Origin of the sequence: Streptomyces sp. NPDC007971 (assembly GCF_042958635.1) — a bacterium.
Taxonomy (GTDB): domain Bacteria; phylum Actinomycetota; class Actinomycetes; order Streptomycetales; family Streptomycetaceae; genus Streptomyces.
The window spans coordinates 41,890-55,843 of sequence record NZ_JBIBJK010000034.1 but is presented as its reverse complement, the minus strand read 5'-3'; the positions used below and the strand labels follow the sequence as shown (position 1 = coordinate 55,843).

The 13,954-nt window shown below is 70.6% G+C and carries 10 protein-coding genes; all 10 read right to left on the bottom strand.

What is annotated here, in order from left to right:
- Positions 1-146 precede the first annotated feature (146 nt).
- The 10 genes from ACFZCP_RS42810 to ACFZCP_RS42765 all read right to left on the bottom strand — a co-directional run bounded on the left by ACFZCP_RS42810 (position 147) and on the right by ACFZCP_RS42765 (position 13,634).
- Positions 147-902, bottom strand: coding sequence for an aspartyl/asparaginyl beta-hydroxylase domain-containing protein (locus ACFZCP_RS42810; protein ID WP_391442189.1), 756 nt, complete (start codon positions 900-902; stop codon positions 147-149).
- A gap of 223 nt (positions 903-1,125) precedes the next feature.
- Positions 1,126-1,815, bottom strand: a complete 690-nt coding sequence (locus ACFZCP_RS42805) for a sigma-70 family RNA polymerase sigma factor (RefSeq protein ID WP_391442188.1) — start codon at positions 1,813-1,815, stop codon at positions 1,126-1,128.
- A gap of 245 nt (positions 1,816-2,060) precedes the next feature.
- Positions 2,061-2,801: a hypothetical protein gene (locus ACFZCP_RS42800; protein WP_391442187.1), complete on the bottom strand. Its 741-nt coding sequence runs from the start codon at positions 2,799-2,801 to the stop codon at positions 2,061-2,063.
- 303 nt (positions 2,802-3,104) lie between these two features.
- Positions 3,105-3,641 carry a copper chaperone PCu(A)C gene (locus tag ACFZCP_RS42795; RefSeq protein ID WP_391442186.1) on the bottom strand — a complete coding sequence of 179 codons (537 nt, stop codon included), beginning with the start codon at positions 3,639-3,641 and terminating at the stop codon, positions 3,105-3,107.
- Positions 3,638-5,932 (bottom strand): heavy metal translocating P-type ATPase, encoded by a 2,295-nt coding sequence (locus ACFZCP_RS42790; RefSeq protein ID WP_391442185.1) that lies wholly within the window; start codon positions 5,930-5,932, stop codon positions 3,638-3,640. Before ACFZCP_RS42790 ends, ACFZCP_RS42795 begins: the two co-directional genes overlap by 4 nt.
- Positions 5,932-6,198, bottom strand: a complete 267-nt coding sequence (locus tag ACFZCP_RS42785; RefSeq protein WP_391442184.1) for a hypothetical protein — start codon at positions 6,196-6,198, stop codon at positions 5,932-5,934. Before ACFZCP_RS42785 ends, ACFZCP_RS42790 begins: the two co-directional genes overlap by 1 nt.
- Positions 6,199-6,446: 248 nt before the next feature.
- Positions 6,447-8,516, bottom strand: a complete 2,070-nt coding sequence (locus tag ACFZCP_RS42780) for a hypothetical protein (protein WP_391442183.1) — start codon at positions 8,514-8,516, stop codon at positions 6,447-6,449.
- A 145-nt stretch (positions 8,517-8,661) separates the two neighbouring features.
- Complete coding sequence (locus tag ACFZCP_RS42775; RefSeq protein WP_391442182.1) at positions 8,662-9,765, bottom strand: acyltransferase family protein; 1,104 nt, start codon at positions 9,763-9,765, stop codon at positions 8,662-8,664.
- Between the two features lie 120 nt (positions 9,766-9,885).
- Positions 9,886-12,717 carry a stealth conserved region 3 domain-containing protein gene (locus ACFZCP_RS42770; protein ID WP_391442181.1) on the bottom strand — a complete coding sequence of 944 codons (2,832 nt, stop codon included), beginning with the start codon at positions 12,715-12,717 and terminating at the stop codon, positions 9,886-9,888.
- On the bottom strand, positions 12,714-13,634 hold the full coding sequence (locus ACFZCP_RS42765; RefSeq protein ID WP_391442180.1) for a hypothetical protein: 921 nt from the start codon (positions 13,632-13,634) through the stop codon (positions 12,714-12,716). Before ACFZCP_RS42765 ends, ACFZCP_RS42770 begins: the two co-directional genes overlap by 4 nt.
- Positions 13,635-13,954: the final 320 nt, after the last annotated feature.

Genomic DNA, 13,954 nt, shown 5'->3' with positions numbered 1-13,954 from the left:
ATCATTTTCGGTCACGATAGCACCCCGATGAGGACTTGAGAACGACCGTCCTGCAGAATTCCCCAGGGCCGGATATTGAAATTTCGGGCAGCACTGAAAACCGACAGTGCATAACTGCCGGTTCTTATTGCAGGGGTTTCAGGCGGTCAGCCTTCTCCCATCATTCGCCTGATTTCCGAGATGAGTACGTCCAGTGCCCGCCGTTCCGGGACGGTCGTCTCCGGGTGCCAGAGGTCCACGAGGAGGCAGGTGCGTGGACGGTCACCGTCGTTGCGCGCCTCGTGCTCGAAGGAGTAGTCGAAGAGCAGACAGCGCCCTTCCTCCCAGGTACGGGTCTCACCTGCGACGGTGAGACTGCACCCGTCGGGGATGTCCACGGCGAGATGCAGGTTGATGCTGAAGTTCCACAGGTCGCAGTGCGGGGCTATGAACGCGCCGGGCAACAGGGTGGAGAAATGGCTTTCCAGGAGCGGGCATATCTTCTCCGTGTCGACAGCGGACTCTTTGAGAACCTTGTAGGCGGTGGGCACGGTCGCGGCCGCTTCCTCGGTCATTGCCCGGCCGCGGTAAAGGTGGAGAGCCTGCCAGTCGTTCTGCCGGGTCAGATAGTGCTCGTAGTCGGAAAACGCATCCCGGCGTACTGTCCAGGCCGATTTCAGCTCGTCCTTGACGACCGGGTGAGCGGATTCCAGTGCCTCGACGACGGGGAGCAGTTCCGGGTGGGCGCGGGGATCGTGCCACGGGGTGGGAGAAAGACCCGGCAGAATCCACCTGGCTCCCTTCTGGAGCGGGTGCCGTGCCCCTCCCCCTCCGGGTTCCAGCATCCGCTCCACCCGGCTGAGGGATTCCGCACCGTGGTCGCTCCTGATCGCCGCGAACGCGTTCTCTGTCTCGGGTGTCATGAGGCCCTCCTGGCTACTGCTGCGACCGCGCGCTGTGCCGCGCCGTCGCATCAGTAGTCGTACGCCCGCGCCACCGAGTTCCCGGCTTCCCGGGAATCCGACCGCCGCACGGGCAGGGACGGCGCCGTGCGGACGCCGGTGGTCACGGATCCCCTGTGACCGGGCCCGGGGCGCCGGCGCCACCTCGCCCACTCGTCCGCGGGTGACGCCGGGCCCGTCTTCCTCAGGCCGCCGTGGCGGCCTGAACCGTCGTGGCCGCCGGAGCCGTCGTGGCCGCCGGAGCCGTCGTGCGCCGAACGGGCTCCTGCGTGCCCGCGTGCGGGCCGGGCCCCTCGACCTCGTCGAGCAGCCCCATGAGGGTCATCCGTGCGCGGGCCACGCGGGACCGCACCGTGCCGACGGGGCAGCCGCCGAGCCGGGCGGCCTCCTCGTAGGACAACCCCGCCACCTGGGTCAGGACGAACGCCTCACGGCGTTCGTCGGGGAGCGCGTTCAGCAGGTCGAGGAGCGCGATGCGGTCGTCGAAGCCCGGCAGCCCCTGCGGCTGGGCCCGTTCCACGGCCGCCTGCCAGTCGTGGGTGTCCGCCGTCCGGGGCCGGACGGCGGCGCGGCGGAAGCTGTCGACGACCGCGCGGCGGGCGATGGACAGCAGCCAGGTGCGGGCCGAGGCGCGTCCCTCGAACCGGTGCAGGCTGCCGAGGGCCCGCACGAACGTGTCCTGTGCCAGATCGTCGACGTTCTGGGGATCCGCCCCCAGATGGGCGACGTAGCGCAGCACGTCGGAGTGCAGGGCCCTGACGAACCGTTCGGCCGCGTCCGGGTCGCCGCTCCGGGCGGCCAGCGCCCAGGCGGTCGCCGCCGCGTCCGCCGAGGCCCTTTGCGTGTGCGGAGCGGGCAGGGCAGAAGTGATCACGAGGTGTCCTTCTCAGGTCATCCGGGGCCGGGCCCTTCGTGGGGCCACGGCTCTCTCCGGTGAGTGGGGTGCAGCCGTAGGGGTGGTACGGCGGTGCCCGGGGCTCGCGCAGGCTCGTGTGCGTGCAGGCAGTACGCAGGGATTCTCAGGTGCCGGCGGCGGCACGGCGTGCGAACGCTTCCGAGGAAGGCTCGGAAGGCCGGCCGAGAGAAAAGGAGGGAAGAGCCCCGGTGGATCCGGCTGTCTCAGGCGACAGCGGTACCCGTGGGCGGCCCCCGGGAGGTGATGGCGTGACTGAGAAGGAGTCGTGCCAGGGTCCGGCGGTCGGCGTCGCGTCGACGTCGCATCGACGGCCGACGCGGCGGCACCGGCAGGGCGAGCAGCAGCCGCAGCGGCGCCACCAGACGGGCGGCGACCGCACGCAGAATGCGGAAGACGGCCCGCTCGCCGTACGCGAGCCACAGGCCGCACAGGACCGCGGCGAGCAGGTGCGCGGCGAACATGCCGAAGGCCCCGCCGCCACCCATGCTGTGCCCACCGTGGAGGCCGGACTCCATGTGCATCATGGAGCCCGATCCCATGTCTCCCATGCCGGCGATGTCCGTCGCGCCCCTGGGCAGGAAGTCCCTGTGCAGGGAGTCCATGTGCAGGGAGTCCATGCGCATGGCGCCCATGTCCATGGTGGCCACGCCATGTGTCACGGCGGACGAGGCCGCATGCGGTCCGGACACGAACGACTGCGCCAGGGAGAAGCCTTCGTGGAGCAGCGCCTGGGCCGCGACCACGACGGTGACGATGAGCGCGTGTCCGCGCTCACGGCCGGCGAGACACCAGCCGGCGGCACCTGTCCCGGCGGCACCCGCCGCCATGGCCCACCAGGCCACGGAGACACCGGACATCATCACGTGGCCGAGGGCAGCGAGGAGCACGCAGACGACGGCGAACACACCGGCCCGCAGCGTGCGGCACCACCCTCCGACAGTCATGACGCGCCCATCTTCGCACCCGTGGTCCGATCGTCGTCAGGGGGTACGTACGGAGACCTGCCCCCGGACTCAACCAGAGAAGGGTGACACAGACCACAGCAGCAGAGCGGGAACTCCACGGGCCACGGCAGCGACTCCTGGAGCGTGACGGTTCCGTGGCGGCTGCCGGCGCCGGCCCCTCGATCCATGGGACGGGACTGCGCCTCCCGGCACCGGGCAGGCCGGGTCACGGCCGCGAAGACCGCTGACCGATGGGGCGCGAGCGTGCCCGGAACCATGCCTTCGGGGATCGGGGACCGCCTTCTAGAAGGCGATCGTTCCGGGCCGGACCACCACGGCAGGCAGCTCCACCCGGCCGCTGCGGCTGAAGGTCAGGGTGAAGGACACGAGGTCACCCGGCCGCCATGCGCCGGCCGGGGCCGTCACCGTCAGGTCGACCCCGTAGGGCGACATGGCGACGCTCTTCCCCGCCTGTATGCCGATCGAGTCGACCGAGGAGCGGTAGGCCGTGGCTGCGGTGCTCATGTGGTGGCGGGACAGACGTATTCCGCCGGGAGCGTCGGGCGAGGTGACGTCCACCAGCCGGTCGGCCGAGCCGCCCTCGTTGGTGATGCGGAAGAACGCCGCCGTCTGGGACGCTCCCGCGACCGGGAGAAGGACGCGCCCTTCCGTCACGCGTATGCGGGCCGGACTGCCCGCGTTGCCCGTACCGGCCCAGGTGGTCAGGCCCGCCAGGGCCAGGCTGGAGGCGGCGACGGGCACCAGGGCGGCAAGGAGGGTGTCGGTCAGCCGTCGGCGATCGCCGAGCCGGGCCGCCAGGTGGGCGAGCACTCCGTTCACCGGTGGCCTTCCCTCCTTCGCCGCCGCTCGCGCGCCGGTGCGGGCGACGGCTGCCAGGCGCGCAGACGCAGGCTGTTGCCCACCACCAGCACGGAGCTGGCCGACATGGCGGCCGCCGCCACCATCGGATTGAGCAGTCCCACCATGGCGAGCGGCACGGTGACGACGTTGTAGCCGAAGGCCCACACCAGGTTGGTCCGGATCGTGCCGAGCGTGCGCCGGGCGAGCAGGACGGCGTCCGACAGGGCTTCGATGTCCCCGCGTACGAGCGTCAGGTCGGCCGCGCCGATGGCCACGTCCGTGCCGCTGCCCATGGCGATGCCCAGGTCGGCGCCGGCGAGCGCGGCGGCGTCGTTCACGCCGTCCCCGACGACCGCGACACGGCCGCCCTCGTCCTGCAAGCGCCGTACCAGCGCGGCCTTGTCCTCGGGCGTGCAGCGGGCGTGGACCTCGTCGATGCCGAGCGTGTCGGCGACGGCTCTCGCCGGTGCCTCGCGGTCGCCGGTGGCCAGCACGGGGCGGATCCCGAGCCTGCGCAGCCGGTCGACGGCCCGGTAGCTGCCGGGACGGACGACGTCGCCGACCGCGATCAGCGCCTCGGCCGCCCCGTCCACCCGGACCAGGACCGGTGTGTGCGCGGCGGCCTCCGCGGCGAGGAGTGCTTTCGCCAAGGAGTCCGGCAACTCCCCGTCCGGCGCGAGCACTTCGACCGTGCGGCCGTCCACGCGGCCGCGTACTCCCCGCCCCGGCGTGGCCACGAAGTCCCGCACGGCGGGCAGCGCCTCCTCGGCCGCCGAACGCCGGGCGTGCGCGGTGACGGCCCGCCCGAGGGGGTGCTCGGAGCCCTGTTCCACGGCACCGGCCAGACGGAGGACGGCTTCCTGACCGAGGCCGCCCGGAGCGGCGGTGACCTGCGCGACGCTCATGTGGCCGCTGGTCAGTGTGCCGGTCTTGTCCAGGACGACCGTGTCGACGTGCTGGAGTGCCTCCAGCGTCTGCGGTCCGCTGACCAGCACGCCCAGCTGGGCCCCGCGTCCGGTGGCGGCCATCAGGGCGGTCGGCGTGGCCAGGCCCAGGGCGCAGGGACAGGCCACGACCAGTACGGCCACGCACGCGGTGATCGCCGCCTGCGGGTCGGCCCCGGCGCCGAGCCAGAACCCGAGCACGGTGACCGCGATGGTCAGCACGACGGGCACGAACACCCCGGCCACCGCGTCGGCCAGCCGTTGTGCCCGCGCCTTGCCCGCCTGGGCCTGTGTCACCAGTTCGGCGATGCGGGCCAGCTGTGTATCGGCTCCGACGGCGGTGGCGCGGACGAGCAGCAGCCCGCCCGCGTTCACGGCTCCGCCGACCAGGGCCGAGCCGGGCCCCACCTCGACGGGCTCGCTCTCGCCGGTGACCAGGGACAGGTCCACCGCGGAACTGCCCTCCGTGACGCGGCCGTCGGTGGCGACCCGCTCGCCGGGCCGCACGGCGAAGACCTGCCCCACCCTCAGCTGCTCGATGGGGACGCAGCGCTCGCCGTGTTCGTCGCGGACGGACACCTCCTTGGCGGCGAGCTCCGCCAGCGACCGCATCGCGGCACCGGTCCCCCGCCGGGCACGCGCCTCCAGGAACCGGCCGGCCAGCACGAACAGCGGGACACCGACCGCGGCTTCGAGGTACACGTGCGCCGGGCCGTCCGACGCGGACGGCAGCACGCTGAACGGCATCCGCATCCCGGGATCGCCCGCTCCCCCGAGGAACAGCGCATACGCCGACCAGGAGAAGGAGGCCACCACGCCCAGCGAGACGAGGGTGTCCATGGTGGCCGCGGAGTGGCGCAGTCCCCGTACCGCCCGTACGTGGAACGGCCAGGCGCTCCACACCGCGACGGGTGCCGCCAGCATGAAGCACAGCCACTGCCAGTTGCGGAACTGCAGGGACGGCACCATCGACAGCACCAGGACGGGCACGGCGAGCAGTGCGGTGACGACGAGCCGCTCGCGCTCCTGCCGGGCGGCGCTCCCGGGATCGTCCTCGTCACCGGCCCTGTCGTCACGCTTCTTCGGTGCCGGGGGCTCGGGGAGCGCGGCCTCGTATCCTGCCTGTTCGACGGCCGTGACGAGGTCCCCCGGAAGGATGTCCGCCGGATGGCTGACCCGGGCGAGCCCGGTGGCGAGATTGACGGTCGCCGTGACCCCCGCGAGCTTGGCGAGCTTCTTCTCGACCCGCCGCACGCAGGCGGCGCACGTCATGCCGCCGACCGTCAGGTCCGTGACCAGGGGCGGCGCCATCGGTTCGGCTCCCATCACTCACCGCCTCCGTGCATCCCGGACATGTGGCCGGTGTCACCGCCGCCGGAACCCCCACTGCCCCCGCTGCTGCCGCCGCCCCCACTGCCACCGGCGCCGGTGCCGTGTATGCCCGGTGCCACGGGTCCGGTGGCCGATCCCACGGCGTACGACACCGAGAAGACCACGGCCAGAAGCAGCACGAAGCCACAGAGCGCGGGCGGGGGCATCAACGTGCGGGGACGCACGCCCACAGCGCGGGGCGAGTGTCGGGAGTCGGCCATGCTCGACCTTCCTGGTCGCGTCGAACCGTCGTACGGCGGCGGGCAGTCTCAGCCGCACCGCTCTAGGAGTCGGACGGATCGAAGGCCGAGTTCCGGCATGGATTTATGACGTCCGCCACATGGCAGACATGCGTGCCGCGCTCCCCGCACCTGGTGAAGTGCGTGCGCACGACGGTGAACAGGGCGGCGCGCCGGGACGATCCGGGTCCGGAGTCCGTTCGGCCGGACTCCACGGGCACGGACCCGTGTCAGACGGAGAGCTGACACCCCGGGATGTGATGGGTCGTCCACGGGGGAAGGGCCGTGAGTTCCCGGTCGCCCGGCAGGCCGAGGGTGAGGGTGTTGAGGCAGGCCTGGGCGTCGATGCAGGCGATGACCAGTCGGCCTTGGTGGTCGAGGGCGGCGGCGGGTGTGTGCACGAACGGGCCGCTGCCGAGGGAAGTCCATTCCGGGCGTACGGGGCTGCCGTCGAGGGGCTGGATGCAGAGGCTCAGCCCTTGCTCGTCGGTGCGTTGGATCAGGGCGGCTTCGCCCGTGGGCAGTACGGCGTGGGCGAGGGGGCCGAAGCCGGGAGTGGTGCAGGCGATCTCGGGCTGTGTGTTCCAGGTGCCGTCCGGCCGGTGCTGCCGGTGGGCGAGGAGCCAGCCGGTCTCGGGCTGCCGGGAGAACATCAGCAGGCGGCCGTCGGTCTGCTCGACGAGGGTCACGGGGGCGGCAGGCTGGGCGAGTTGGGTGCCGTAGTCGCGTGCGAAGGCTCCGTCGGGGGTGGTCTGGTGCCAGCGCAGGATGCCCATGCCGCTGGTGCTGCTGGGGGCATATATCTCGACGGTGCCTCTGCTCGTGGCGAGGGCGGCCGTGCCTTCCAGAACACCGCCCTTCAGGTCGCCCCAGGGCTGCCATCCGTCCTCGGTCAGGCTTCGGGAACTGAGACCGGTACCGAAATTGCGGACCACGACCTGGATGCCGGAACCGGAGGCGACGACCACCGGCATACCCAGGGCGCGACGCCGTGCCTCATGCTCCGCCGATGTGTTGTAGGGGCTCCGGAGGTCGGTCCAGGCACCGAACTCGCCCGTCACGGGATCCTGGGTGAGGTGCATGAGGTTGCGCTGCTGCTGTTCGGGGGCGGCTCCCACCTCGGCCCTCACCGCGACGATGTGAAGGCGTCCGCCGGCGTCGCGTGTCGTGTCGAGGCGAGCGAGGAAGCGCCCGCCGCCGTGGGGCAGGCGGCCGAGCGGTGCCGGCCCCGACCACCTGTCGCCGCCGGGGCGGTCCTGGGTCCACATGACCGGTCGGCCGCCGAGCACGGCGAAGGCGGCGAGCCGCCCGTCGGGCAGCGCCTGGAGCCAGTTGGTGCTCGACTGCCAGCGGTAGTTGGTGCTCTGTCCGTAGAACCGGTTGTACGCGCGGTTGCCGAGTGGCCTGTCACCGCACAGGCCCGGGGGCTGTTCGCACGCGTGGCCGTCCTCGCCGCCGTAGACCGCCAGGTAGGAGAACTTACGGGCGGCCTGCTGCGGGCTGAGGCTGCGGGGACGCAGCTTGTTGCAGTACCCCGTGTAGCTTTCGACGGCTGCGGGCCGCTGTCTGCCGGTTCGCTCGTACTTCTCGAGTGCCGCCATGGCGAAGAGGGCCGCAGCGGTGTGGTCGGAGTTGTCGCAGTAGGTGATGCCTCCGGTCTTTTTGTCGACCGCGGTCCACTGGGGATCCGGGTTCATGATGCGCACGAGGGCCGGGGCGTACCGCTGCAGGATGTCGGTGAGCACGCCGGTGACGTCGTCCCGGGTCAGCAGCTGCCCGTCGCATGTGGAGGGGATGGGGCTGGCTGCCGGGCGCAGGGTCGCGAGCGTCCTGCCGGACTGCTGCCACAGACCCAGAAGGTTCGTCCCCTGTGCGCCCTGGCCGGTGCGCAGGTTGAGGAAGACCAGGGTGATGCGTCCGTCGTCCAGGCTGTTGACCTCCGCCGTGACGCCCCGGAGCTTCACGGTGGAGCGCACCCACGGGGCCCGTCGGCTGCCGGTGACCATGAAGGCGTAGGCCGCGCGGATCCCGTGCTGGCGGGCGGCGGTGTAGCCGGGGAAATCAGGTGCGGCGGTCCTGCGGGCCGCGTCGTCCATGGGGAGATTGACGCCGTCGGCCTCGCCCGTCGTCAGATAGACGCTGACCTGGGGTATCCCGGAATCCACGGATTCCCACAGGTCCGGCGTCATGAAATACAGGTCGTCGTCCGTGTGGGCGCAGATCTGTACATGGGGCGCCAGGGCCGTGGACTTCGACTGACGTGGCAGCCCGGCGGCGGAGAGGCGATTGAAGAGACGCATGGGTGTGGAGACCTCCATGACCGGAAAGGGAAGCTGGTGCCCGCCGCGCAGCGGAGCTGTCGAATCTGTCTGTCGTGCCGAGGCCGGCGAAGGACCGTGCACGGGGGTGCCGTCAGGGACGCGGACGCTGCATGGACATAGCCGGTCAGAGTTGGGCAAGACCCTGCTTGAGGCGGCGCCCCAGCGGGCGCTCGACATAGCGGTGCACCAGCCAGGCGAGCGTCAGCATGGCCGCCGCCACCAGGACGACCAGCACGCCGGACGGAGGGCGGGGAAGCCACAGGCTGAACACTTCGCGGCCGATGTCCTGGTGGAGCAGGTACACCGGGTAGGTGAGGGCACCCGCGCCGGTCAGCCATCGCCAGGATATCCAGGAGAGGTTCGTTGTGGCGACGAGCGTCATGACCCCGAAGAAGGCGGCCAGGATGACGACCACGGGCCATGACGGGACCGTGTGACCGATGTACGTGCCCGTGTTCTTCCATGTGGTGAGCACGAAGGGAAGCGACGCGGCGAAGCACAGCAGGACCACGCCGGAGAGCATCAGGTTCGGGCGGAAACGGTGCATGAGATAGAGCGCGATGCCGGCGATGAAGTACCAGCTGCTGTCCGGCATGATCAGCAGCCGCAACGGGTCGTCGGTCGGGGCCTGGGCGTACATCGCGCTGGCCACGGCCCAGACGCAGCAGAAGAGCAGGACACGGCGGTAGGTGAGCCCCCACCAGGTCAGGAGCGCGAACAACAGGTAGAACCTGAGCTCGGCGAAGAGGGTCCAGTACGCACCGTCGACGTGTTCGACCCCGAGAGGCTCCTGGAGCATCGTCAGGTTGGTCAGCACGTCGTTCCACGGCAGGGGCCGCGCGCCTCCGGGGATCACCGCGAGGGTCACCGTGGTGGCGACGACCGCGAACCAGTAGGCCGGAAAGAGCCTCACCACGCGCGAGACGAAGAACTCCTTCGGCGACTTCCCCCAGCAGCTCATGCAGATGACGAACCCGCTGATCAGGAAGAAGAGCTGGACACCCAGCCAGCCGTATGCGGCGACCGGGAACGCTGCCGGGAACTGCGCCTTCAGGTCGATGTTCCCGCCGCTGTCCCGTGCGAGGTAGTGATAGGACATCACGGCGAGCGCGGCGATCAGCCGCAGTGCGTCCAGCAGGAGTATGCGCTGCGGGCGGTCACCGGCCGGTGAGGAATCCTTGTTCTCCTGTCGTGGGGAGCTTCGGGCGCGGCCGGCTCGGTCGAGCATGGGGGGTGTTCTCCTGTGGGGAATGCGATGGGTCAGGCTGGGCGCCCCGCAACTGCCTGTGCCGATGGCCCTGGCTCTGGCTCCGGCTGTGGTGCGGACGGCTGCGGGGCGGGGGGACGGTCAGCTCCGCTCGAACCGCGACGGTACGGGGAAGTAGGCGTTGAGGAAGGCCCTCAGGACACGGTCCTGTTCGTCGGCGGGAACTTCCGCGTTCGGCGATTCACCGATGCAGAACACGCTGTGGCTGCGGGTGGCGAGGAGCCGGCTCAGCCGGGTGTGGTGCTCGTAGCGGCCGGCGTTGACGAACGTGCTGGAGAGGGTGGAGGGGTGTGACCGTCCGGTCAGGTAGCTGTAGTGGTGGTGGAGCGAGGAGGGGACGGAGAGGTCTGTCCTCGCCCGGAAGGTGCTGGACGCGGTGGTGGCGATCTCCTTCGGGTACGCCTCCTCGATCTCGGTGAGAACGCTGCGCCTGAGCGGGTGCGGCGTGTGCAGGAATCCCTGCGTGGCGGTGCGCTGGAAGTCCCGCTCCAGCAGGGCCCGGTTGTTCTTGGCCGCGGCGAAGTAGCCCTCGTCCTCGGGGGAGAGCGGAGCGGGCGGTACCGCCGTGGGCGACCAGAAGAAGCGGGTGTGGCCGTTGCTGGTGAAGAATTCCTGCGGGGTGAGGGGGCGCCCCAGGAAGACGTCGTCGTTGAAATAGAGGAAGTGCTCCGACAGGCCGTCGATGTGGTGCAGCTGGCTCTCGATGGCGTGCGAGTTGAACGTGGGCAGCCATTCCGTGTCGGTGAAGACCTCACGGTGGCTGATGACCCTGACGCCGGGCTGGGACGTGTCCAGCCAGTGCGGGGTCTGGTCGTCGGTGACGATGTAGATGTTGCGGATCCAGGGCGCGTACATGGCCAACGACCGCAGTGAGTACCGCAGTTCGTCGCGGTTGCGGAACCGCACGTCCCCGCTGTCGGCCTCCTCGTCGGCGATGCCTGCGGCCTTCTTGGCCACGTCCCGCCGTGCACGCCAGTCGGGGTCCGTGTCGTCGACCCATGTGTAGACGGCGTCGACGGGAAAGTCGATGTCCTTCATCAGGCGGTCGGTGAACGCCGCGGCGGTGGGGTGGTCGCGCTCGCCGACACGCAGCCGCGCGGTCGGCTTCAGGTCGGGCAGGCAGGGGCCGACCAGGGTGGATCCGCGCGGAGCCCTGCGCCAGCCGGGCAGTTCGTCGCTCTCGTCGTTCTCGGTCCAGAACTCGATCTGGCAGCCGTACGCGGGGCCGTAGCGCAGGGTGCGGCTCTGTGTGACCACCGGTTTGAAGACACGCAGGCCCATGACCTCCCCGACGGTACGCAGCCGCTCGGCCAGCACCGCACCGGGAGCTGTTCCCCTCGGGGTGATCAGCTCGGCGTAGACGGGTTCGGCAAGCAGACCGGAAGCCAGCGCGTCGATGGCCCGCTCGCGGTCTTCGACCGCGACGGCGAGACGGTGGGTGGGGGATCCGTCGCGCAGCATGAGGTACGGGATGTCACGCGCGGTGAACACCTCGGCCACGATCTCCAGATTCCACTCGGCCATGCGCGCCGCGGGGACGTCGTCACGCACCTCGGCGAGCCGGCCCGCGCTCCTGACGAGACGGCCCGTACGGTCCTGGGCCTGGAGCATGACCTCCCGGGCCTTCTGCTCGTCGGCGGAGGCCGCCAGCAGGGTGACGGGAGCGGCGATGTTGAAGTGGCGGCTTCCGCCGGCCGCGATCCGGCGGGCCATGCGGTCCGCGCGGTCGGCGGTGCGGGATGCCGTGGCCCGGCGCGCCGTCAGAAGCGTGAGGAGCTCTTCCCACTGCGCAGTGACGCGCTGCGCGGAGAACCTCTCCTGGACACCGGCCCGGCCGGCCGCACCGTAGGACCGGCGCAGCGTGTCATCGGCCATCAGCGTGGACATCGCGGCGGCCAGGGACTCCTTGTCGCCCGCGGGGACGAGCAGGCCGTCGACTCCGTGACGGATGATCTCCGCCGGGCCGGTGACGACGTCGTAGGCGACGACGGGCAGGCCCGCGGCCATCATCTCCAGCAGGACCAGCGGGAACGCCTCGTTGCGGGAGGGCAGCACCGCCATGCCCGCCTTGGCCCACTCGGAGGTCATCTGGCTGGTGTGGCCCAGGAGCTGGACCCGGTCGTGCAGCTTCAGCCCGTCGATCAACCGCCGCAGGCGGACCTCCTGCGGCCCGTCCCCGAAGATGCGCATGGTCCATGCGGGGTGCTCGTCCGTGAGGGATGCGAACGCCTCGATGGCATGGTCCAGCTGCTTCTCCGGCGTCATGCGGGCAGCCAGCACGATCGTCTTGTGGGTGAGGTCCGAACGGGGCCGGAATCCGTCCGGAACGGCATTGGGTATGGCGGCCAGGACCGGCGCGGCCTCACCGAGGGAGTCGGCGAACCACTCGCTGGTGCGCTCGGTGAGCGAGACGAGTGCGTCGACGGCGGGCGCGTACATCAGCAGGGGATCGCCGGTGACTCCGCGCAGCTGGGAGGCGCGGTGCTCCTGGTGGACGGTGATGACGTCCCAGGGCACCAGCTCCGCCGCGGCAGCCATGAGCGCCGGGGTCGTGGTGACCAGCACGTCGGCGTCCAGCGAGGACAGCGCCGCCGTCATCTCGATGTCCGAGAGCCGGTCGAACGTGGGTTCCCAGTCGGGCTTGATGATCTCGCTGGGGAGCGAGGTGAGGAAACGGCACGTCTCCTCGTCGAGCGTGGTGGTGCGCACCGGCCGGGCGACCTGTCCCGTGCGGTCGACGAGATAGCGTCGCGGCACCTCGCGGCCGGCCTCGAAGAAGGGCTCCTCCTGGGTCCTGAAGATGCTGAGCACTTCCACGTCATGGTGTCGGGCGAGGTGCGCGGCCTGCGTGTAGACGGCCATCTCCGTTCCGCCCATCCCGTCGGCCCAGGTGAGCAGAAAGGTGATCTTCATCGGGTTCTGTCCTCGAGTGTGGGGATGACTGTGCAACTCACCGCGGCCCATCCGGCTCCGGAGACGTGGGCGTGTACCCGCAGCAGCTCGCCGGTGGGCAGCGCGACGGTGTGGAACGGTGTTCGGAAGACCTTGCCCGGATGCCTCACGTCGGTCAGGCGACGACCGATCCTGATCTTCGTACGGCCGCTTCGCAGACGCAGGTCCCAGACGCGGGCCGTCCTGCCGCCCGCGGACATGGCCGAGAGCGGGACCTCGAAGGTGAACCGGTTCCCCTGCCACCCGGGGCGGACCGGGACGGCGGAACCCACGGTGCGCGGTACCGCTTCGGCGGTGAAGCGCGAGGGTTCGAGGCCGGCCGCGATCAAGCGGCCGTGGACGGTGACGCGGTCCCATCCCGCGGTGAAGCCCGTCAGTTCGGCCTGCCGGCGAGGCCCGGTGACCTTGAGCATCGCGCGGTCTTCGAGGGAGCGCACCATCCGGAACACCGCGCCGGAGCCGGCACTCGGAAAGGTCGGGAGCGTGGGACCGTCCGCGGCGGGCGCGGGCGGGGCCACGAGGGCGAACCGGGCCGTGGAACCGGAGCGGTAGGAGACCACGACCGTCAGCCGCCACAGCCCGTCCCCCACCCGCAGACCCGGCTGCTGCGGATCGTCACCGTGGGGATGACACAGCGCAGTGGTGGTCGTCAGCAGGGTGGTTCCGTCCCACTGGTCCTCCAGGTCCAGGGGCACGGTGTGCGACTCGTTGCGCCGCCGCACCTGAAGGAACGCCGATTCGATGTCGTCGTGACCGGGGGGACGGGGCACCGCGACATTGAGCGTCCCGCCGCCGAGAACCGAGAGGTGAACCGGGCGCAGTGCCGGCCGGCCACGCCCCGGACCGCTGAAGGCGGGAACCGTCCTGATCTGTTCCATGCTTCGACGGGTCCGTCTCACGGTACGGCGGGCCCGTGCCGCAACGGTCACTGCGCGGGACAACAGGGCTTGGTTCATGGCACTGGGACACCTCTGCTCGCGCTTGCAAGGGAACGTAGGGGTGGGCGCGCGCACCCTTGTTGGCCAACAGGACCGGTTCTCGTCACCCTTCGTTCCCATCAGGGCCTGTGATCCCTGTTACTGCCGCAGCAGTGAACCTGTCGATTCTTCCCGGCATCTCCCCCCAGGCGAGGGGCCCTTGCATTGCCGGAGCTGTGATCCCGGCAGCTCGGAGAGGCCCGGGAAAGGTAAAGGCTCAC